The following is an 18,571-nucleotide window of genomic DNA, read 5'->3' as shown; positions in this document are numbered from 1 at the left end:
CCTCACAAAAACCGGCTGGACGCACGTGCGTCATCGACGGTACGACTAAAAACAGGGTGAGGCATAGGTTGCGCCCGCAATCCGTCCGAAGCCCGCTTTTGAATAATTCAGAAATGCCGATTCCGGGATTGGCCCCAAGCGGGAACCCGAAATTGGTAGCGCGGAGAATCGCATGGCGTCTGCAGCGGAACAGTTGGCTTCCAACCTCAATTTCTCGACCTTCGCCAAAGCCGAGGATCTCAAGAAGCGCCTGTGGTTCACACTGGCAGCTCTCCTCGTGTACCGGCTTGGGACGCATATTCCGCTTCCGGGTCTTAACCCCGAAGCATACGCCCAGGCCTTCCGCGGCCAGTCCGGCGGCATTCTCGGTCTCTTCAACATGTTTTCCGGCGGCGCTGTCCAGCGCATGGCGATCTTCGCACTCGGAATCATGCCCTACATTTCCGCTTCGATCATCGTGCAGCTGATGACCTCGGTCGTCCCGGCGCTCGAGAACCTGAAGAAGGAAGGCGAGCAGGGCCGCAAGATCATCAACCAGTACACCCGCTACGGCACGGTGCTGCTCGGTGCGCTTCAGGCCTACGGCATCTCGGTCGGCCTTGAGAGCGGCAATGGTCTGGTCGTCGATCCCGGTATCTTCTTCCGCGTCTCGACCGTCATCACGCTGCTCGGCGGCACGATGTTCCTGATGTGGCTTGGTGAACAGATCACTTCGCGCGGCATCGGCAACGGCATCTCGCTTATCATCTTCGCAGGTATCGCAGCGGGCCTTCCGCAGGCGCTGGCTGGTACCCTCGAACTCGGCCGCACCGGCGCTCTGTCGACGACGCTGATTCTCGCGGTTATTGTGATCGCCATCGCCGTCATTGCCATCATCGTCTTCGTCGAGCGTGCCCAGCGCCGGCTTCTGATCCAGTATCCGAAGCGTCAGGTCGGCAATCGCATGTTCCAGGGCGACACGTCGCACCTGCCGCTGAAGCTCAACACCTCGGGCGTTATCCCGGCAATCTTCTCGTCTTCGCTGCTTTTGCTGCCCGCAACGGTCGCAGGCTTCGCGAACACCACGGCTCTGCCGGCCTGGGCGACGTCTATTGTCGCTGCCCTCGGCCACGGCCAGCCGCTCTACATGCTCCTTTACGGTCTGCTGATCGCCTTCTTTGCCTTCTTCTACACGGCCATCGTCTTCAATCCGAAGGACACGGCCGACAATCTGAAGAAGCATGGCGGCTTCATCCCCGGCATTCGCCCGGGCGAGCGCACCGCAGAGTACATCGATTACGTGTTGACCCGCATTACGGTCATCGGCGCGATCTACCTCGTCTTCGTCTGCATTCTGCCGGAAATTCTGGTGTCGCAAACGGGCATTCCGTTGTCCCTCGGTGGCACTTCGCTTTTGATCGTGGTTAGCGTAACTCTCGATACGGTGGCACAGATCCAGGGTCACCTGATCGCCCAGCAGTATGAAGGCCTGATCAAGAAATCGAAGTTGCGCGGAGGAAAGAGGGGGCGATGAGACTCATACTGTTAGGGCCGCCGGGCGCGGGTAAGGGGACCCAGGCTCAGCGGATCGTGGAGAAATACGGTATTCCGCAGCTCTCCACGGGCGATATGCTTCGTGCTGCCGTTGCGGCGGGCACGGAGGTCGGCAAGCGGGCAAAGGCTGTCATGGACGCCGGCAAGCTTGTTTCCGACGAGATCGTCAATGCCATCGTCTCCGAGCGCCTCGACGCTCCGGATTGCGCCAAGGGCTTCATCCTTGACGGCTTTCCGAGGACATTGGTTCAGGCCGACGCGACCGAGGCAATGCTGAAAGGCAAGGGCATCGAGCTTTCGACGGTCATCGAGATCCAGGTCGACGACAAGATTCTGGCGGACCGCGTTTCCGGCCGCTACACCTGCGCCAACTGCGGAGCAGGGTACCACGACACCAACGTGAAGCCGAAGGTGGAAGGGGTCTGTGACCGTTGCGGTTCGACCCACTTCAAGCGTCGCCCCGATGACAACCGCGAAACGGTCGTCACCCGTCTCGGCGCCTACTACAAGGAAACATCGCCGCTGATCGGCTACTACTATGCCAAGGGCAAGTTGAAGTCGGTTGACGGCATGGCAGACATCGATCACGTGACGAACGAGATCGAAGCCATTCTTTCGAAGCTTTAGGGCTTTGGAAATAAACTTGGCGGAAGCGGTTGCTTTTAAGCGCTGATTCCGCTAAACACCGCGCCAACTCGCGATATCTCATGCGATCGGCGCGGACTTCCCAAGGGAATTCCGGGTTCGATCGTTTTGACTTGTTGAGAACCTGAATTGTAATTGCGACCTCTCTGGGTCGTGTAACGAGACACCACTTGCCGGATGGCAACTGGAACGCAAGGAGAATAGGCGTGGCACGTATCGCTGGCGTCAACATCCCGACTGCAAAGCGCGTTGTAATCGCGCTGACGTACATTCACGGGATCGGTCCGAAATTCGCACAGGAAATCATCGAGAAAGTCGGTATTCCTGCTGATCGTCGCGTGAATCAGCTCACCGACGCTGAAGTCCTGCAGATCCGCGAAACCATCGACCGCGATTACCAGGTCGAAGGTGACCTGCGTCGCGAGACCTCGATGAACATCAAGCGTCTGATGGACCTCGGCTGCTACCGCGGCCTGCGTCATCGCCGTGGCCTTCCGGTCCGCGGTCAGCGCACGCACACCAATGCTCGTACCCGCAAGGGTCCGGCAAAGGCGATCGCTGGTAAGAAGAAGTAATTTCCGGGAAACCGGGAGTGTGGGGGCTGGCGGTCTGCGCCGGCCTCTTTTGAGTTTGGGGCAGGGCCGCAAGGTCTCGTTCCGGTGTAGCCGCTGGCATTACGGCGGTGCAGAGATCCAAGAAAGGGATACAAATGGCCAAGGAAGCCGTACGCGTTCGCCGTCGCGAACGTAAAAACATTTCGTCGGGCGTTGCTCACGTCAACTCGACCTTCAACAACACGATGATCACGATCACCGACGCACAGGGCAACGCCATTGCCTGGTCGTCTGCTGGCGCCAAGGGCTTCAAGGGCTCGCGCAAGTCGACCCCGTTCGCTGCTCAGATCGCTGCTGAAGACTGCGCCAAGAAGGCTCAGGAACATGGCATGAAGTCGCTGGAAGTTGAAGTTTGCGGTCCGGGTTCGGGTCGTGAATCCGCTCTGCGCGCGCTCCAGGCTGCTGGCTTCATGATCACGTCCATCCGCGACGTGACGCCGATCCCGCACAATGGTTGCCGCCCGCGCAAGAAGCGCCGCGTCTGATCATCGCCATTCACAACACCGGTGAGCGGATCTTCGCTCCCGGTGCTTCTCAAGCTCGGTTGTCACGATTGGATGGTGGCAACGAACGGAAGGCAAAAATATGATTCAGAAAAACTGGCAGGAATTGATCAAGCCGAACAAGGTCGAGTTCTCTTCGAGCTCGCGCACCAAGGCGACGCTCGTAGCAGAGCCGCTGGAGCGCGGTTTCGGCCTCACCCTCGGCAACGCGCTTCGCCGCGTTCTGCTGTCCTCGCTGCGCGGTGCCGCAGTGACGGCCGTGCAGATCGATGGCGTGCTGCATGAATTCTCGTCGATCCCGGGCGTCCGCGAAGACGTTACGGACATCGTCCTCAACATCAAGGAAATCGCCATCAAGATGGATGGCGATGACGCAAAGCGCATGGTCGTGCGTAAGCAGGGCCCGGGCGTTGTAACGGCTGGCGACATCCAGACGGTCGGCGATATCGAAATCCTCAACCCCGAGCATGTGATCTGCACGCTCGACGAGGGCGCCGAAATCCGTATGGAATTCACCGTCAACAACGGCAAGGGCTACGTTCCGGCCGACCGCAATCGTGCGGAAGATGCTCCGATCGGTCTCATCCCGGTCGACAGCCTTTATTCGCCGGTCAAGAAGGTGTCCTACAAGGTTGAAAATACCCGCGAAGGACAGGTTCTCGACTACGACAAGCTGAACATGACGATCGAAACCGATGGTTCGATCTCCGGCGAAGATGCTGTCGCTTTCGCGGCTCGCATCCTCCAGGATCAGCTTGGCGTGTTCGTCAACTTCGACGAGCCGCAGAAGGAAACCGAAGAAGAAGCAGTCACCGAACTCGCTTTCAACCCGGCTCTCCTCAAGAAGGTGGACGAACTCGAACTGTCTGTTCGCTCGGCAAACTGCCTGAAGAACGACAACATCGTCTACATCGGCGACCTCATTCAGAAGACCGAAGCAGAAATGCTCCGCACACCGAATTTTGGTCGCAAGTCGCTGAACGAAATCAAGGAAGTTCTCGCTTCCATGGGTCTGCACCTCGGCATGGAAGTGCCGGCATGGCCGCCTGAAAACATCGAAGATCTCGCCAAGCGTTACGAAGACCAGTACTAACAGTTCAAACGGCAGGCGAATGCCTGCAAGTGAAGGAGAATAGCCATGCGCCACGGTAAAGCCGGCCGCAAGCTGAATAGAACCGCTAGCCACCGCAAGGCAATGTTTGCCAACATGGCGGCTTCGCTCATCACCCATGAGCAGATCGTGACCACCCTGCCGAAGGCAAAGGAAATCCGTCCGATCGTTGAAAAGCTCGTAACCCTCGGCAAGCGCGGCGACCTGCACGCTCGTCGTCAGGCGATCTCGCAGATCCGCGACGCCGCTGTTGTTTCGAAGCTCTTCGACGCAATCGCTTCGCGCTACGCAACCCGCAACGGCGGCTACCTGCGTATCATGAAGGCTGGCTACCGCCAGGGCGACAACGCTGCCCTCGCTGTTGTCGAATTCGTCGATCGCGACGTAAACGCCAAGGGCGCAGCCGACAAGGCTCGCGTTGAAGCCGAAGCAGCTGCTGCTGAAGCCGCTTAATCCTTTCCGGTTCGCCGGAAGCAGAACAGCCGGGCTGAAAAGCCCGGCTGTTTTCGTTTGTGGGGATCATGACGACCGCGATCGTCCACTTGCTCTCTCGGCTTGCCTGTTGAGTGCATTTCAGATCCAGCGTGGCGTCGTGGCTCCGTTGCGTCTTTGGGAGCGTGCACTTGATAGACCACATAACTATCGCGGTAGGTGACCTCGCGAAGAGCAAGATCTTCTACGAGACGGCATTTTCGCCGCTGGGATACGCGCTTTCCTTCGGAAAAGAGGACGTTTTCTGGGCATTCGATATAGGCAATGGTTGCCTGTTCGAAATCCAACAAGCCGATAGCCAGCCGCCTTTGACGCCGGTGCATATCGCCTTTCGTGCTAGCAAGAGGTCCGAGGTTGAGGCTTTCTATCACGCCGCACTCGAGGCCGGCGCCAGGGACCATGGGGCTCCCGGCCCACGCCCGCACTATGGGCCCGACTACTTTGCTTGTTTCGTTCTTGATCCCGATGGCCACAATATCGAAGCCATGATCAATCAGCCGGATACGGATGCGTCAACTTGAGGCGCGGGTCTGCTTCATGAGGCCCCATGCGGGTTAAGCCGCGTTCGCCGTAGCCGGTCGACGGTCTCGCCCCGATGAACGCTTCCTGCTCCGCGCGATCGGTCTCCATGAGCGATAGAGGATCAGCAGGATGATCAGGCTGAGATAAATGTACTGCTGCAGATCGAGGAGCTTTGTCGACAGCGCGAAGTGCACGGCGCCGGCAGCGGCAATGATGTACACGAGGCGATGCAGCCGCACCCAATTCTGGCCGAGGCGGCGGATCGAGAGATTGTTCGATGTCACGGCAAGCGGCACCAGCAGCGCCAGCGCCCCCATGCCAAACATGATGAAGGGCCGTTTCAAGACGTCATCAAGCACCGCCGAAAGGTCGAGGGCCTGGTCAAGGACCATGTAGACCGTGAAGTGCATCAGGGCGTAGTAGAAGGCCAAGAGACCGAGCGCGCGGCGATAGCGGAGATAGTTCCAGCCGAAGAGATCGCGGGTAGGGGATACGGCCAGCGTCAGGATAAGAAAGCGGATCGTCCAGAGGCCGAGGAAAAGCTCGAATGTCTTCACCGGGTCCGCGCCCAGCTGATCCGTTGCGCCGAGGTAGAAGGTCCAGACGGCAGGCAGCAGACCGACGACATAAAGCGCCCAGACGGAAGCCGATTGCCAGCGCTTCGGCAGACTGAACGAAAAGGCCGCCATCAGAAGTTCTTCCTGAGATCCATGCCGCTGTAGAGGCTAGCCACCTCGTCGGCATAGCCGTTGAACGGCAGGGTCGGATGACGGCTGGCGCCGAAGAAGCCGCTTTCGCCGATACGCCGTTCCGTCGCCTGGCTCCAGCGTGGATGATCGACCTCGGGATTTACGTTGGCGTAGAAGCCGTATTCCTGCGAGTTGGTGACCTGCCAGGTGTTCTTCGGTTCCTGGTCGGTGAGCGTGATCCGCACGATCGACTTGATGCCCTTGAAGCCATACTTCCAGGGAACCACCAGTCGGATCGGCGCGCCGTTCTGGTTCGGCAGTGTCTGGCCGTAAAGCCCCACGGCAAGCAGCGTCAGGGGATGGCGTGCCTCATCGAGCCGCAGACCTTCGACGTATGGCCAATCAAGCGACTGGAAGATGCCCTTTTGCCCCGGCATCTCGTCCGGGCGGACGACCGTCTCGAAGGCGACATATTTTGCGCTTCCGAGCGGCTCGACCTTGTTAAGCAGCGAGGCGAGCGGAAAGCCGTCCCAAGGGATGACCATCGACCAAGCCTCGACGCAGCGCATGCGATAGGTGCGGCTCTCGATCGGAAATTCCTTCATCAAGGCGTCGATGTCGAAGGTGCCGGGCTTGCCAACCATCCCATCGACCTTGATCGTCCAGGGCAAGGGCTTGAAGTCACCGGAAAGTGCGGCCGGATCACCCTTGTCGAGGCCGAACTCGTAGAAATTGTTATAGGTCGTCACATCCTTGAGTGGCGTCGCCTTCTCATCGACGGTGTACTTGCTGTCAACGACCGAAAGTGCGGCAGCGCTCGCCTTGCTGGCGCCATAGAGCGCCATGGTGCCCAGCGCCGCAGCACCGAGGAACGCGCGACGCTTCAGATAGATCTGTTGTGGCGTGATCTCCGAGGCGGCGATCTTGGGCGGACGGTACATTGGCATGTCAAAACCTCCTGAGCCCGATAACCGGGTCTCAAACCTTCAACGCATCAGCGCTCTGTTCGGATCATTTATGCCGTCAGGTGCTTGCGCGGGAAGCCAATTTTTTGTGTACTCATGTGAGGCGATAAACTGTAACAAAACGCTCGCTGACCACGTAGACGCTCGATCAGCTCAGCGTACCGGTTTCGGCCTTCCCGGTAGTGACAGTACAGGCCGTTTGGATTAGGACAATTCCAAAAAGTAGCGATTGCCCGGCCGCAAGCCTTGCCGCCACGCAACGTCGATAACTTCCGGCACCTTGAGGAATACACCAATGCCAGCTTATCGTTCCAGAACCACGACCCACGGCCGCAACATGGCAGGCGCGCGCGGCCTTTGGCGCGCAACGGGCATGAAGGATTCGGACTTCGGCAAGCCGATTATTGCGGTGGTGAACTCCTTCACCCAGTTCGTTCCCGGGCACGTCCATCTCAAGGACCTCGGCCAGCTCGTTGCTCGCGAAATCGAAGCGGCCGGCGGTGTCGCCAAGGAGTTCAACACGATCGCCGTCGACGACGGTATCGCCATGGGCCATGACGGCATGCTCTATTCGCTGCCTTCGCGCGAACTGATCGCCGACAGCGTCGAATACATGGTCAACGCCCACTGCGCCGACGCCATGGTCTGCATCTCCAACTGCGACAAGATCACCCCCGGCATGCTGATGGCCTCGCTGCGCCTCAACATCCCGACGGTCTTCGTCTCCGGCGGCCCGATGGAAGCCGGCAAGGTGGTGTTGAACGGCAAGAAGGTCGCGCTCGACCTCGTCGATGCCATGGTCGCAGCCGCCGACGACAAGATCAGCGATGAAGACGTCGCCGTCATCGAGCGTTCGGCTTGCCCGACCTGCGGCTCCTGCTCCGGCATGTTCACGGCAAACTCCATGAACTGTCTGACCGAGGCCCTCGGCCTGTCACTGCCGGGTAATGGTTCGACGCTGGCGACCCATTCCGACCGAAAGGAACTTTTCCTGGAAGCCGGTCGCCGCGTCGTCGCGCTCGCGAAGCGCTATTACGAGCAGGACGATGAGACTGCATTGCCGCGCACGATCGCCAGCAAGGGTGCGTTCGAGAACGCTATGGCACTCGATATCGCCATGGGCGGCTCGACCAATACCGTTCTGCACATCCTGGCTGCCGCCCACGAAGGCGAGATCGATTTCACGATGGATGATATCGATCGCCTGTCGCGCCGCGTTCCCTGCCTGTCGAAGGTCGCGCCTGCCAAGGCCGACGTTCACATGGAAGACGTTCACCGCGCCGGCGGTATCATGGCGATTCTCGGCGAGCTCGATCGTGCCGGCCTGCTGAATGTCGACCTGCCGACCGTCCACGCTCCGACCATGCGTGAAGCGCTGGCCCAATGGGATGTCGCTGTCACCGACAACAAGGCTGCCTTCGATCTCTTCAGCGCCGCACCAGGTGGTGTTCCGACACAGGTTGCCTTCAGCCAGAGCTCTCGCTGGGAGGAACTCGACCTCGACCGCGCGAAGGGCGTTATCCGCGATGCACAGCATCCCTTCTCGAAGGATGGCGGCCTCGCCGTTCTGAAGGGCAACCTCGCGCTCGATGGCTGCATCGTGAAGACGGCAGGCGTCGATGAATCGATCCTGAAGTTCTCCGGTCCGGCAAAGGTCTATGAAAGCCAGGACGCGGCCGTAAAGGCGATCCTGTCGAACCTTGTTGTGGCCGGTGACGTCGTCGTCATTCGCTACGAAGGTCCGAAGGGCGGTCCGGGCATGCAGGAAATGCTCTACCCGACCAGCTATCTGAAGTCGAAGGGTCTCGGCAAGGCTTGCGCGCTGATCACCGATGGCCGCTTCTCCGGTGGCACCTCGGGTCTGTCGATCGGCCACGCTTCCCCGGAAGCGGCGAATGGCGGCACGATCGGTCTCGTTCGCGATGGCGACATGATCGACATCGACATCCCGAACCGGACCATCAGCCTGCGGGTCGATGACAAGGAGCTGGCCACGCGCCGTGCCGCGCAGGAAGAGAAGGGCTGGCATCCCGCCGAAGTCCGCAAGCGCAACGTCACGACCGCGCTGAAGGCCTATGCGGCCTTCGCAACCAGCGCCGACCGTGGCGCGGTGCGCGATCTCGGCGGTCGCTGAACGGTAATCTGGATACGCTGATTAAGAGTCAGCTGCTCTATGGACCGGTCGCCTCAAAGCGGCCGGTTTATCTTTTTGTAGGTCGAGTCCAGCTGCAGCAGCCGTTCGTCGTATGCGGCCTTGATGCAGGATGTGTCGGCGCCACAAGCCTGTCGCTTCTTCAGCCAGGCCGTCTGTTCGTCCTGAAGCGTGCCGCGTGCTCCCATCGCCATCAGGCCGGAGAGAAGGTCGAACGTCGTCACCATCTTCACGTCGGCGTCGTTGAGCGCCCTGATATCGCATATCGCCTTCTCGTCAGGCTGCAGCGTCTTCGCCTCGCAATCGAAACTGGCGGCGTAGCTGGCTGTAGGCAACAGCAGCATGGAGGCGCCCGTCAGCGCCAAGGCAATATCGCGAAGTGAGATCATGCATCGTTTCCTGTTCAATGACGAAGGGCCCTCAGAAAGAGCAGGCCCATGTAGATGATGCAGCAGGCCCAGACGGCAAGAATAAAGATCATGCCCGCTCGCCCCGACGGCCGCTCAAGCCGCGCCGCCGCTTGAGCACGAAGGTCTGCCATGACACTGGGAGGGATGAGGCGGGTTGCCAGCAGGATGCCAAACGGCACGATGATCAGGTCGTCGAGATAACCGAGCACAGGAATGAAGTCCGGTATCAGGTCGACCGGCGAGAGAGCGTAGACGGCGACCGCACCGGCCACCGCCTTGGCATGCCACGGCACCCGATCATCGCGAGCGGCGAGCCACAGTGCGACAATGTCTCTTTTCAGTGACTTCGCCCAGCTTTTGGCTTTTGTTATCAGTTGCATGTCGTCTGTTCCTGAATCATTTTGGCAAGCGCGTTCAGCATCTCGTGAGCTGCCTTATTCTTCCATGGTTCCGCCCTCTTTCCTTTCTAGCGTCCAGCGCTACAAGTCATTCTCGAGAGTATTTCAGAAGGGATTCCCATGCACGATCTGTTGAAACGCGCCGCATTGCCGCTGATGGCTCTGGTGCTCGTGCTGCCGTTCGATGCCTATGCGCAGACCGCCAAGACCGTACCGCAGAGCCAGATGGAGATGCAGCTTTCCTTTGCGCCATTGGTCAAGCAGACCTCGGGCGCCGTGGTCAACGTCTACGCGGAAAAGACCGTCCGGCGTCAGTCGCCCTTCGCCGGCGATCCCTTCTTCGAGCAGTTCTTCGGGCAGCAGATGCCGAACAGAACCGAGAAGCAATCGTCGCTCGGTTCGGGTGTCATTGTCGAAGCCAATGGCACGATCGTCACCAACAACCACGTGATCGAAGGTGCTGACGATATCAAGGTTGCCCTGTCGGACGGACGGGAGTTTCCCTGCAAGGTCGTGTTGAAGGATGACCGGTTCGATCTTGCCGTCTTGAAGATTGACACAAAGGAAACCTTCCCGACACTATCGATAGCCAACTCCGACAGTGTCGAGGTCGGCGATCTTGTCCTCGCGATCGGCAATCCCTTCGGTGTCGGCCAGACTGTCACATCTGGTATCGTTTCGGCGCTGGCCCGTAACCAGGTGGTCAAGAACGAGTTCGGCTTCTTCATCCAGACGGACGCCTCGATCAACCCCGGAAATTCCGGCGGCGCTTTGATGAACATGAAGGGGGAGCTGATCGGCATCAACACGGCGATCTTTTCGCGTGGTGGCGGCTCGAACGGTATCGGCTTTGCGATTCCTGCCAATCTCGTCAAGGTTTTCCTGGCGTCGGCCGACGCTGGTGTAAAGACCTTCGAGCGCCCCTATGTCGGCGCGACCTTCGATGCGGTAACCTCCGAGGTCGCTGATGCGCTTGGGCTCAGCAAGGCGCGGGGTGCAATCGTCGTGAAAGTCACCGAGGGTGGACCAGCTGCAAAGGCGGGCTTGAAGGCAGGCGAGGTGGTTACGGCTGTCGATGGCGTTCCGGTCGAGCACCCCGACGCGCTTCTCTATCGTCTGACGACCGCGGGTCTCGGAAAATCCGCCAAGCTGACGGTGGTTGATAACGGCCATGAGGAACAGCTGGGCATCGAGCTTGGCCGCGCACCTGAAACGGCACCGCGCGATCAACGCACCATCGGCGGTCGCTCGCCCTTTACCGGCACCGTTGTCGAGAACCTTTCGCCGCGTGTTGCCGACGAGCTGAGGATGCCCACCGAGTCGACCGGCGTCGTCGTCGCCGAAGTGAAGGACGGTTCGGTCGCCGCCCAGCTTGGCTTTGAGCCGAAGGACATCATCGTGTCCATCAACGGCACTGAGGTGAAGACGACCAAGGATCTGGCCGCACTCGCCACCCAGGAGCCGAGCTTCTGGCGCGTCGAGATCGAGCGCGACGGTCAGCGCATCCGGCAGTTCTTCCGATGAGCAACGATCTCTTCGCGCCGCGCATTCCGCAGGAGGTCGCCAACCGGCGGCCGCTTGCCGACAGGCTTCGCCCGCAGACGCTTGCTGAAGTCACCGGTCAGGAACACCTGACCGGTGATGACGGCGTTCTGAAGCGAATGATCGAAAGTGGCTCGTTGGGATCGATGATTTTCTGGGGCCCGCCCGGCACCGGCAAGACCACCGTTGCGCGGTTGCTGTCGGGCGAGGCGGGTCTCGCCTTCGAACAGATTTCTGCGATCTTTTCCGGGGTCGCTGATCTCAAGAAGGTGTTCGAGTCGGCGCGGCTGCGCCGCATGGATGGGCGTCAGACGCTGCTCTTTGTCGATGAGATCCATCGCTTCAATCGCGCGCAGCAGGATAGCTTCCTGCCTGTCATGGAGGACGGCACCGTCATCCTCGTCGGCGCGACGACCGAGAACCCGTCGTTCGAGCTCAATGCCGCTCTTTTGTCGCGCGCCCGCGTCCTCACCTTCAAGTCGCATGATGATACGAGCCTCGAAGAGTTGTTGAAGCGTGCCGAGGCAACCGAACAGAAACCGCTGCCGCTGACGCCGGAGGCAAGGATCAGCCTGCTCCGCATGGCCGATGGCGATGGCCGCGCGGTGCTGACGCTTGCCGAAGAGGTCTGGCGCGCTGCCCGCCAGGGCGAGATCTTCAACACAGAAGGCCTGACGCGGATCGTCCAGCGCCGGGCTCCCGTTTACGACAAGGCGCAGGACGGGCATTACAATCTGATTTCCGCGCTGCATAAGTCGGTCCGTGGGTCCGACCCGGATGCCGCGCTCTACTATCTCGCGCGCATGTTCGATGCCGGCGAGGATCCGCTATACCTCGGACGCCGGCTGGTGCGCATGGCCGTGGAGGATATCGGTCTTGCCGATCCCCAGGCGCTAGTGATCTGCAACGCCGCCAAGGATGCTTACGACTATCTGGGCTCTCCTGAAGGAGAGCTAGCGCTGGCCCAGGCTTGCGTCTATCTCGCCACAGCCCCGAAATCGAACGCCGTCTACACCGCGTTCAAGGCCGCGACGCAGGCGGCCAAGCAGAACGGTTCGCTCCTGCCGCCGAAGCACATTCTCAATGCGCCGACGAAGCTGATGAAGGACGAAGGCTATAACGAAGGCTATCGCTACGATCACGATGAGCCGGATGCCTTCTCGGGCCAGGATTACTTTCCGGAAAAGATGGGGCGGCAGACCTTCTACGACCCACCGGAGCGCGGCTTCGAGCGGGATATCAGGAAGCGGCTGGATTGGTGGGCGAAGCTTCGCAAGGAGCGCAATCAGCGCTGATCAGGAGGCGCGCACCTGACCTGCGGGCGCGGCAATCAGTTTCACGGCAGACTCCGCCAGGCCATGATGCCCTTCCATATCCACGACCAGATGCCAGTGGCCGCTTTCCGGGATTGACAATTTCACAGGTGATTTGCGCGCTATGCCGCCCACATATTTGAAGTCGAGCACTTCGGTGAAACGCTGGTAGTTTGGCGCCGTCATCAAGCGAACATTCGCGACAGCTGACAGCGTCACTTCGATGATCGTCCCAGCTCGCTGTTCCTTGAGGTCATAGTGGGTGAAGCGAAAATTGGGTTTCGGCATTATGGGGGCGTCCGTCGTCTATTGCGACGGACATTAGCGATTCCCGGTTAAGGAAGAGTTGGCCTTTGAGGCTCCAGCCGGGATTTCTGCAAAGCCACTAATGGACGATGGGATCCGGGCCGCCTTCGATGAGACGGAGAGCCGTTTCCCCTGGAGCGAACGAGATCTGGCTGAGATCGTGGTCGCATTCTTCGGCCGCGAAATGCAGCGCCGCATCCCGGCTGACGAATATGCCACCTACGCGCCCCTCACGATCATTGACGACCCAGCGCCCGGCGCGGTCGCTGCCGATCGTGAAACGCGGAAGCGCTTGCGGGCTGGCTGCTGCGAAACGGCGAGCGTGATGGAGGAGGGGCATTTCAGTTCCTTTCGTGAAATGTCGGGGATTCGACGACACGGTCGCACAGGCGGTCAGGACGCCAGCGGGTGCGTTTCGGCGGTGGAGGTGAGTGCTTCGAAAACGGCTGCCTTCTCCTCGGTATCAAGCTCCACCATCGGCAGCCGAACCGTTGGATCGATATCCAGGAGAAGCCGCAGCGCATATTTGATCTGCGCCGGTGCCTGGTCGCCCAGTATTTGCATCACCGTGTGCAGCCGCCGTTCAAGCGCCAGAGCTCCCGGAATATTGCCGGCGAGGGCGGCATTGTGGAGCGAATTGAACAATCGCGGATGGACATTGGCGCCGGACGAGATGATGCCGGTGCCGTAGCCGCTCAGAAAAGCGAGCGAGGTATCGTCGCTGTCGGAGAGAAACAGGAAGCGCTCGCGCAACGCAGGCGGCGGAGGCAGCATCCCGTGTCCAATGACACCGATGATCGAAGGAATGGACGCAAGCGCCTCCAGTGTCCGTGGCGAAAGGCAGCTTGCCGAGCGCGCCGGGTTGTCGTCCACGATGAGCGGGATACTGGTTTCCGTGGCGAGCGCCTCAAAATGGTGGAGAATGCCGCGCTGTCCGGGCTTCGAATAATAGGGCACGGTCACGATCGCGGCGTCCGCGCCGAGAGCTTCGGCCTGCTGGGTGAGCCTTATCGTTTCGAGCGTGCAGTTGGTGCCGGTCGCGGCGACTATTGGAACGCGACGGTCTGCCGCTCTCACGCAGCACTGAAGGACCGCCGAACGCTCGAGCATTGAAAGGGTCGGGCCTTCCCCCGTAACCGTGCAAACGGCGATGCCGCCGATGCCGGACTGGATCTGCCTGATGGCGAGACTTTCCAGCGCGGTAAGGTCGACCGCCTCGCCACGGAATGGCGTTATCAAGGCCGTCGTGACGGCCCCGAGACGCAAGGGGCTGCTCTGTCTCATTGGTGCCAGAACCCGCCCAGGATCACATAAAGTTCCACCGCCGCCAGAACGACGCCGAACAGGATCATGGCCTGCGCCGTTCGCCTTTCACGCATCCGCCGTTTCGGCACGTGCCGCTCCGGCCGGGAGATGTGCAGGCTCGAAGAACTGAAGTCTCTCATGACGTTCACCTTGTGCATCATGAGGAAAGGCTACCGCCGGCCGCCGTAGGAAATCCATTCCGCTACCCGCCGCGAGAAATAGAAATTGCATAAAGATCGATGCCGGCCTGATCGTCTCAAACGATTCTGAGATCAATGGCTTCCCAGGGTTTCCGGAATCTGTATGTGAGCGACTTGAATCAAGATAGGAGCGCCCGCATCGTGCGGGCAAACTCTCCGATCTCGCGGGGCGATAAAAAAAGATTGTGCGGCCTGTCGGAACGACGGCCCGCAATCCGTCCTTGCAGGGAGAGGTCAACAGGCATCAACTGCCGGAGATCGAAACGGAAGGCCATTGGCCGGGGAGGACACATCATGGGTAGGACAATCGCAATTCTCGTCGCACGCCTCATCTTCGCGGGGGTGTTCCTGATGGCGACGAGCTTCAAGTTTATCGACATGCAATCGACTGCGAGCTACATCGCCTCGGCGGGCTTCCCGGCTCCACTTTTCCTCGCCTGGGTTGCCGCCTTCTTTGAGCTTGCGCTCGCGCTTGCGTTCCTGACCGGCGCCTTCTTTTCCCAGGCGGCATTGCTGGCCGGCGTCTACGTTATCTTCCTTGCCTTTGCTTTTCATGGGCCTAGCCACTGGAGTGGCAATCAGGCCGAGTTCGGCTTCTTCATCGACCACTTCACCTTCCTGGCCGGCCTGCTCTTTGCAGCCGTGCACGGGCCCGGCGAGACGCTTGTCGTAAGAGACAACAGGCTCCGCACAGCGCTGCGCTAGCCGCCAGTCAGTTATCAGCCACTGGCGCCGCCATCTCCTGCAACAGCCGCTCGAAGGCCGCTGGCTCCAGCGTCGCGGGCGGGTTGTAGGGGTTGGAGAAGGCGTAGATGAAGAACAGAATGATGCCGGTGAACGCGCCAAGCACGCACAGCAGCAACAGGTTTCGCGGGTCGGGCGGGTAAGGGTAATAGCCGAGCGCCATGAAAACGACGCCGGAGATCGCCGCAAACCAGAAGATGCTGCTGATGGAGTCCGTGCCGCTGTTGGCGCGTTTGTCGCGGGAATCCGCGATGCTGTGGACGTCGACCAGCATGTGCTCCCTGATGCTCTGTTGTCGCGGGTTGGTAGGCGTCAGATCGAGAATTCTCTGGTAGACGCTGTCCCACTTGCTCCAGGCCGTCTGTGACAGTTCTCCCGTCGAGCCAAGCTCATGCCATTCCTCGTCGACGACGATTTGCACATACTCGAACAGCGCCTGTTGAATTAACTGCTTCTCGTCGGAGCCGTAGCGATCTGCATCGTAGTAGATATCGGCAATCGCGTTGGCCTCCGTGACGCTCTCGAACTTCAATTGCTGGTACTCGATCATCTCCTGGGCGAACACCAGTGCCAGGATGAGGGCATGGAGCGATGAGATGCGCAGGACGATCGCACCGGCCAGCTCCCGGTCCTTGCCGGTCGGGTCGGTGCCCATGACGAGGCGCATGAGAAAATAAAACGCAAGGGTTACGACGATCGTGCCGCCGATGAAGGCAATACCGAACAAGACGGTATTCATGATTGCTCCCTCTGAACTCCTCGGGAGCAACTGTATGCGGCTTGCGGCAGTTGATCAACGAAGCCGCAAAACGGCGCTCTCAGCCGTTCGGTGGAGGCTCGCGCCGGGGCTCAGCGCAGGATACCGTCGAGCGCCGGCATGCCCAGAAAAGCCGAGGCGCCGATCAGGCCATAGCAGATCACACGGAAGGTGCTTTCCCGTGCCAGCCCGAAAAGCCTGGAGCCGGCGAACAGGCCGATCGTATAGCTCGGCAGGATGACGAGCGTCAGCGCAAACACCGTCGGCACGAACAATCCGCCGGCGTAATAGCTGACCACGCTGAAGCAGGTGGAGATGGCGAAATAGAGAATGATGTTCGACCGGACCTTGGTGAAGTCGGTTTTCCCACCCAGCCAGTAGGCAACCACCGGAGGGCCACCCAACTGCGCCGCACCGCTGAACAGCCCGGCAACAAGACCGACGCCGGCGCTGAGATAGGAATGCGGCCTTCCATGATAACGCCAGCCCGAGACGAGCAGCGCCAGCAGCAACACGGCAATGATCGTGATCGACCAGCGCAGGAGCAGGGGATCGAGCAACGCCAGCACGGCGGTCCCGGCCGGCACGCCCAGCATCGCGCCAGCAGCCATCGTAAAGACCTCTCGCCTGTTCGCGCGCTGCCAGGCGGGTGGGATCATGCCCAGCGTCGCCAGCCCGTCGATCACAAGCAGCACGGGCGAGATCAGCTTTGGCCCAATGATGGCCCCGCCGAGCGGAATGAAGATCAGCGCTGCGCCAAAGCCCGAAAAGCCGCGCGCCAGGCCGGCGATGCAGGCGATGACGATCAGCGAATAAAGACCATGATCCGGCAGCGCGGCAGAAAACCAGGCGGTCGCGTCGGTCACAAACTGGCTAGTTGGCATCGGACAAGATTCCGTGGGGCAAGGTGCATGTCATACGGAAGCACACCGCCGGAGGTCAGACATTTGGTTGGAAACGGTACTGCATATTTGCGCGCACGATGCCGTACATGCCGCCAACTGCCGCCCCAACGAAAAAATAGGCCGCCTCGTATCCTGGTGGGGTGAAGTAGGTTTCGACATGTGACAGCCAAAGCATGATGGTGCCGGCAATAAGGCCGCCACCGATCGGCTGCACCAGATATACGCTGCGGCCGCTCGTTATCCGAGGAAGAGTAATCGAGACGGCGTCTATCAATATTCCTGTCGTTAACAGCAACAGAAAAAGAAGTAACGCGGCAAGCCAGAGGTCTGGATCAAGACCGATAGCCGCCCCACGCAAAAGGCCTCCTGTCATCTGCCAAAGTGTAAGCAGCCCAAGTAGCAACAGATCGACGAGCGCGATCGTTGCGAACGTCAGGGCTAGGCGCTTGGCATTGCCCACGGCCGCTCAGCTCTAGGAGGCCAGCATCAGATCCATGTTCTGCACCGCGGCTCCCGACGCGCCCTTGCCGAGATTGTCAAGCAGGGCAACCAGATTGACCTGCGAACCGCCTGGCGTGCCGAACACGAAGAGCTTCATCGTGTCCTTGCCGGCGAGCTCGACGGCATCGACGCGCGCCATCTTGCTGCTGTCTGCAAGCGGAACCACCGTGACGATATCCTGGCCGGCATAATGGGCGGTCAGCGCCGCGTGGATGCTCTCAAGCGTCGCGCCCGGCGCCAGCATGTCGAGGTGCAGCGGCACCTGCACGATCATGCCTTGCGCGAACTTGCCGACCGACGGCGCAAAGATCGGCGCGCGGTCGAGCAGGCCGTGGATCTTCATCTCGGGGACGTGCTTGTGCGTCAGCGGCAGCCCGTAGAGGAAGTGCGGCGCGCTGATCGCGTCGTCGCGGCTCTGGTCTTCCATCTGTGCGATCATCTGCTTTCCGCCACCGGTGTAGCCGGAAACCGCGTTGACCGTCACAGGGTAGCCGTCCGGCAGGATGCCGGCGGCGCGCAGCGGACGCATGAGGCCGATGGCGCCGGTGGGATAGCAGCCCGGATTGGCGACGAAACGCGCCGACTTGATCTTGTCTGCCTGCTCCTTGTCCATCTCGGCGAAGCCATAGGCCCAGGAGGGGTTGACGCGGTAGGCAGTCGACGTGTCGATGACGCGGACATTGTTGTTGGCCGAGACCATCTGCACGGCTTCCTTCGACGCATCGTCGGGAAGGCACAGGATCGCGATATCGGCGCTGTTCAGCATGTCCTCGCGGATCGCGGCATTGCGGCGCTCCGCTTCCGGAATGGACAGAAGCTCGACGTCGCGGCGACCAGCCATGCGCGTGCGGATCTGCAAGCCCGTCGTGCCGTGTTCGCCATCGATGAAGATCTTCGGTGCCATTGTCTTGCTCACAATTTCAATAGGTTGGAATGAAGTCCGGATTCATTTTGTAAGAGGGAT

23 protein-coding genes are annotated in these 18,571 nt (G+C 60.3%); 11 read left to right on the top strand and 12 right to left on the bottom strand.

What is annotated here, in order from left to right; genetic code table 11:
• Nucleotides 1–172 precede the first annotated feature (172 nt).
• From secY to QTL94_RS05350, 7 genes are all read left to right on the top strand, one after another.
• On the top strand, nucleotides 173–1,513 hold the full coding sequence (gene secY / locus QTL94_RS05380) for a preprotein translocase subunit SecY (RefSeq protein ID WP_065690148.1): 1,341 nt from the start codon (nucleotides 173–175) through the stop codon (nucleotides 1,511–1,513).
• A complete protein-coding gene (locus QTL94_RS05375) occupies nucleotides 1,510–2,160 on the top strand; it encodes an adenylate kinase (RefSeq protein ID WP_065690149.1) in 651 nt (216 codons plus the stop codon). Before secY ends, QTL94_RS05375 begins: the two co-directional genes overlap by 4 nt.
• Nucleotides 2,161–2,384: 224 nt before the next feature.
• Complete coding sequence (gene rpsM / locus QTL94_RS05370) at nucleotides 2,385–2,753, top strand: 30S ribosomal protein S13 (protein WP_018900258.1); 369 nt, start codon at nucleotides 2,385–2,387, stop codon at nucleotides 2,751–2,753.
• Nucleotides 2,754–2,887: 134 nt separating this feature from the next.
• Nucleotides 2,888–3,277, top strand: a complete 390-nt coding sequence (gene rpsK, locus QTL94_RS05365; protein WP_003547577.1) for a 30S ribosomal protein S11 — start codon at nucleotides 2,888–2,890, stop codon at nucleotides 3,275–3,277.
• A gap of 100 nt (nucleotides 3,278–3,377) precedes the next feature.
• Complete coding sequence (locus QTL94_RS05360; RefSeq protein ID WP_007787729.1) at nucleotides 3,378–4,388, top strand: DNA-directed RNA polymerase subunit alpha; 1,011 nt, start codon at nucleotides 3,378–3,380, stop codon at nucleotides 4,386–4,388.
• Between the two features lie 45 nt (nucleotides 4,389–4,433).
• On the top strand, nucleotides 4,434–4,859 hold the full coding sequence (gene rplQ / locus QTL94_RS05355) for a 50S ribosomal protein L17 (RefSeq protein ID WP_056541199.1): 426 nt from the start codon (nucleotides 4,434–4,436) through the stop codon (nucleotides 4,857–4,859).
• A 170-nt stretch (nucleotides 4,860–5,029) separates the two neighbouring features.
• The gene (locus tag QTL94_RS05350; protein WP_065690150.1) at nucleotides 5,030–5,419 is read left to right on the top strand and encodes a VOC family protein; all 390 of its coding nucleotides are present in this window, start codon (nucleotides 5,030–5,032) and stop codon (nucleotides 5,417–5,419) included.
• Between the two features lie 33 nt (nucleotides 5,420–5,452).
• Here the strand turns inward: QTL94_RS05350 and msrQ are convergent, their stop codons facing one another.
• Together msrQ and msrP are read right to left on the bottom strand one after the other, a co-directional pair.
• Nucleotides 5,453–6,109: a protein-methionine-sulfoxide reductase heme-binding subunit MsrQ gene (msrQ, locus tag QTL94_RS05345; protein WP_289800835.1), complete on the bottom strand. Its 657-nt coding sequence runs from the start codon at nucleotides 6,107–6,109 to the stop codon at nucleotides 5,453–5,455.
• Nucleotides 6,109–7,056, bottom strand: a complete 948-nt coding sequence (msrP, locus tag QTL94_RS05340) for a protein-methionine-sulfoxide reductase catalytic subunit MsrP (RefSeq protein ID WP_289800834.1) — start codon at nucleotides 7,054–7,056, stop codon at nucleotides 6,109–6,111. Before msrP ends, msrQ begins: the two co-directional genes overlap by 1 nt.
• A 313-nt stretch (nucleotides 7,057–7,369) precedes the next feature.
• On the opposite strand from msrP, the gene ilvD reads away from it, so the two are divergent.
• Nucleotides 7,370–9,208, top strand: a complete 1,839-nt coding sequence (ilvD, locus tag QTL94_RS05335) for a dihydroxy-acid dehydratase (protein ID WP_289800833.1) — start codon at nucleotides 7,370–7,372, stop codon at nucleotides 9,206–9,208.
• A 53-nt stretch (nucleotides 9,209–9,261) separates the two neighbouring features.
• Here ilvD and QTL94_RS05330 read toward each other — a convergent pair whose 3' ends face one another.
• Both QTL94_RS05330 and QTL94_RS05325 read right to left on the bottom strand, forming a co-directional pair.
• Nucleotides 9,262–9,615: a lysozyme inhibitor LprI family protein gene (locus QTL94_RS05330; RefSeq protein ID WP_289800832.1), complete on the bottom strand. Its 354-nt coding sequence runs from the start codon at nucleotides 9,613–9,615 to the stop codon at nucleotides 9,262–9,264.
• A gap of 14 nt (nucleotides 9,616–9,629) precedes the next feature.
• A complete protein-coding gene (locus tag QTL94_RS05325) occupies nucleotides 9,630–10,016 on the bottom strand; it encodes a YkvA family protein (protein ID WP_289800831.1) in 387 nt (128 codons plus the stop codon).
• A 138-nt stretch (nucleotides 10,017–10,154) separates the two neighbouring features.
• On the opposite strand from QTL94_RS05325, the gene QTL94_RS05320 reads away from it, so the two are divergent.
• Both QTL94_RS05320 and QTL94_RS05315 read left to right on the top strand, forming a co-directional pair.
• Nucleotides 10,155–11,558: a DegQ family serine endoprotease gene (locus QTL94_RS05320; protein ID WP_289800830.1), complete on the top strand. Its 1,404-nt coding sequence runs from the start codon at nucleotides 10,155–10,157 to the stop codon at nucleotides 11,556–11,558.
• A complete protein-coding gene (locus tag QTL94_RS05315; RefSeq protein ID WP_289800829.1) occupies nucleotides 11,555–12,871 on the top strand; it encodes a replication-associated recombination protein A in 1,317 nt (438 codons plus the stop codon). Before QTL94_RS05320 ends, QTL94_RS05315 begins: the two co-directional genes overlap by 4 nt.
• On the opposite strand, the gene QTL94_RS05310 is transcribed toward QTL94_RS05315, so the two are convergent.
• The 4 genes from QTL94_RS05310 to QTL94_RS05295 all read right to left on the bottom strand — a co-directional run bounded on the left by QTL94_RS05310 (nucleotide 12,872) and on the right by QTL94_RS05295 (nucleotide 14,661).
• On the bottom strand, nucleotides 12,872–13,177 hold the full coding sequence (locus QTL94_RS05310; RefSeq protein WP_065690158.1) for a DUF1883 domain-containing protein: 306 nt from the start codon (nucleotides 13,175–13,177) through the stop codon (nucleotides 12,872–12,874).
• A gap of 97 nt (nucleotides 13,178–13,274) precedes the next feature.
• The gene (locus tag QTL94_RS05305; RefSeq protein ID WP_289800828.1) at nucleotides 13,275–13,535 is read right to left on the bottom strand and encodes a hypothetical protein; all 261 of its coding nucleotides are present in this window, start codon (nucleotides 13,533–13,535) and stop codon (nucleotides 13,275–13,277) included.
• A gap of 53 nt (nucleotides 13,536–13,588) precedes the next feature.
• Entirely contained in the window at nucleotides 13,589–14,479 is an 891-nt protein-coding gene (locus tag QTL94_RS05300) for a dihydrodipicolinate synthase family protein (RefSeq protein WP_289800827.1), read from the bottom strand.
• Nucleotides 14,476–14,661, bottom strand: coding sequence for a hypothetical protein (locus QTL94_RS05295; protein WP_065690161.1), 186 nt, complete (start codon nucleotides 14,659–14,661; stop codon nucleotides 14,476–14,478). Before QTL94_RS05295 ends, QTL94_RS05300 begins: the two co-directional genes overlap by 4 nt.
• 333 nt (nucleotides 14,662–14,994) lie before the next feature.
• Between QTL94_RS05295 and QTL94_RS05290 the strand changes: the two genes are divergently transcribed.
• Nucleotides 14,995–15,405, top strand: coding sequence for a DoxX family protein (locus QTL94_RS05290; RefSeq protein ID WP_289800826.1), 411 nt, complete (start codon nucleotides 14,995–14,997; stop codon nucleotides 15,403–15,405).
• A 7-nt stretch (nucleotides 15,406–15,412) separates the two neighbouring features.
• Here QTL94_RS05290 and QTL94_RS05285 read toward each other — a convergent pair whose 3' ends face one another.
• The 4 genes from QTL94_RS05285 to argC all read right to left on the bottom strand — a co-directional run bounded on the left by QTL94_RS05285 (nucleotide 15,413) and on the right by argC (nucleotide 18,511).
• Complete coding sequence (locus QTL94_RS05285; RefSeq protein WP_065690163.1) at nucleotides 15,413–16,183, bottom strand: bestrophin-like domain; 771 nt, start codon at nucleotides 16,181–16,183, stop codon at nucleotides 15,413–15,415.
• A 110-nt stretch (nucleotides 16,184–16,293) separates the two neighbouring features.
• The gene (locus QTL94_RS05280) at nucleotides 16,294–17,085 is read right to left on the bottom strand and encodes a sulfite exporter TauE/SafE family protein (protein WP_289800825.1); all 792 of its coding nucleotides are present in this window, start codon (nucleotides 17,083–17,085) and stop codon (nucleotides 16,294–16,296) included.
• A 55-nt stretch (nucleotides 17,086–17,140) separates the two neighbouring features.
• Complete coding sequence (locus tag QTL94_RS05275; protein ID WP_289800824.1) at nucleotides 17,141–17,566, bottom strand: hypothetical protein; 426 nt, start codon at nucleotides 17,564–17,566, stop codon at nucleotides 17,141–17,143.
• A 12-nt stretch (nucleotides 17,567–17,578) separates the two neighbouring features.
• Nucleotides 17,579–18,511 carry an N-acetyl-gamma-glutamyl-phosphate reductase gene (gene argC / locus QTL94_RS05270; protein ID WP_289800823.1) on the bottom strand — a complete coding sequence of 311 codons (933 nt, stop codon included), beginning with the start codon at nucleotides 18,509–18,511 and terminating at the stop codon, nucleotides 17,579–17,581.
• Nucleotides 18,512–18,571 lie beyond the last annotated feature (60 nt).

Source organism: Rhizobium sp. S96, from assembly GCF_030382195.1.
Classification (GTDB): domain Bacteria; phylum Pseudomonadota; class Alphaproteobacteria; order Rhizobiales; family Rhizobiaceae; genus Rhizobium.
Note: the sequence above shows the minus strand (reverse complement) of the source record. Positions and strands in the feature narration are given on the sequence as shown.

What these genes read in the sequence shown, in the direction of transcription:
- QTL94_RS05295 (WP_065690161.1), bottom strand. Translation starts at nt 14,661, where the DNA reads ATGATGCACAAGGTGAACGTCATGAGAGACTTCAGTTCTTCGAGCCTG.
- QTL94_RS05300 (WP_289800827.1), bottom strand. Translation starts at nt 14,479, where the DNA reads ATGAGACAGAGCAGCCCCTTGCGTCTCGGGGCCGTCACGACGGCCTTG.
- QTL94_RS05285 (WP_065690163.1), bottom strand. Translation starts at nt 16,183, where the DNA reads ATGAATACCGTCTTGTTCGGTATTGCCTTCATCGGCGGCACGATCGTC.
- rpsK (WP_003547577.1), top strand. Translation starts at nt 2,888, where the DNA reads ATGGCCAAGGAAGCCGTACGCGTTCGCCGTCGCGAACGTAAAAACATT.
- QTL94_RS05305 (WP_289800828.1), bottom strand. Translation starts at nt 13,535, where the DNA reads ATGCCCCTCCTCCATCACGCTCGCCGTTTCGCAGCAGCCAGCCCGCAA.
- msrQ (WP_289800835.1), bottom strand. Translation starts at nt 6,109, where the DNA reads ATGGCGGCCTTTTCGTTCAGTCTGCCGAAGCGCTGGCAATCGGCTTCC.
- QTL94_RS05320 (WP_289800830.1), top strand. Translation starts at nt 10,155, where the DNA reads ATGCACGATCTGTTGAAACGCGCCGCATTGCCGCTGATGGCTCTGGTG.
- ilvD (WP_289800833.1), top strand. Translation starts at nt 7,370, where the DNA reads ATGCCAGCTTATCGTTCCAGAACCACGACCCACGGCCGCAACATGGCA.
- QTL94_RS05315 (WP_289800829.1), top strand. Translation starts at nt 11,555, where the DNA reads ATGAGCAACGATCTCTTCGCGCCGCGCATTCCGCAGGAGGTCGCCAAC.
- QTL94_RS05360 (WP_007787729.1), top strand. Translation starts at nt 3,378, where the DNA reads ATGATTCAGAAAAACTGGCAGGAATTGATCAAGCCGAACAAGGTCGAG.
- QTL94_RS05310 (WP_065690158.1), bottom strand. Translation starts at nt 13,177, where the DNA reads ATGCCGAAACCCAATTTTCGCTTCACCCACTATGACCTCAAGGAACAG.
- secY (WP_065690148.1), top strand. Translation starts at nt 173, where the DNA reads ATGGCGTCTGCAGCGGAACAGTTGGCTTCCAACCTCAATTTCTCGACC.
- msrP (WP_289800834.1), bottom strand. Translation starts at nt 7,056, where the DNA reads ATGCCAATGTACCGTCCGCCCAAGATCGCCGCCTCGGAGATCACGCCA.
- QTL94_RS05290 (WP_289800826.1), top strand. Translation starts at nt 14,995, where the DNA reads ATGGGTAGGACAATCGCAATTCTCGTCGCACGCCTCATCTTCGCGGGG.
- QTL94_RS05375 (WP_065690149.1), top strand. Translation starts at nt 1,510, where the DNA reads ATGAGACTCATACTGTTAGGGCCGCCGGGCGCGGGTAAGGGGACCCAG.
- QTL94_RS05330 (WP_289800832.1), bottom strand. Translation starts at nt 9,615, where the DNA reads ATGATCTCACTTCGCGATATTGCCTTGGCGCTGACGGGCGCCTCCATG.
- QTL94_RS05280 (WP_289800825.1), bottom strand. Translation starts at nt 17,085, where the DNA reads ATGCCAACTAGCCAGTTTGTGACCGACGCGACCGCCTGGTTTTCTGCC.
- rplQ (WP_056541199.1), top strand. Translation starts at nt 4,434, where the DNA reads ATGCGCCACGGTAAAGCCGGCCGCAAGCTGAATAGAACCGCTAGCCAC.
- QTL94_RS05325 (WP_289800831.1), bottom strand. Translation starts at nt 10,016, where the DNA reads ATGCAACTGATAACAAAAGCCAAAAGCTGGGCGAAGTCACTGAAAAGA.
- argC (WP_289800823.1), bottom strand. Translation starts at nt 18,511, where the DNA reads ATGGCACCGAAGATCTTCATCGATGGCGAACACGGCACGACGGGCTTG.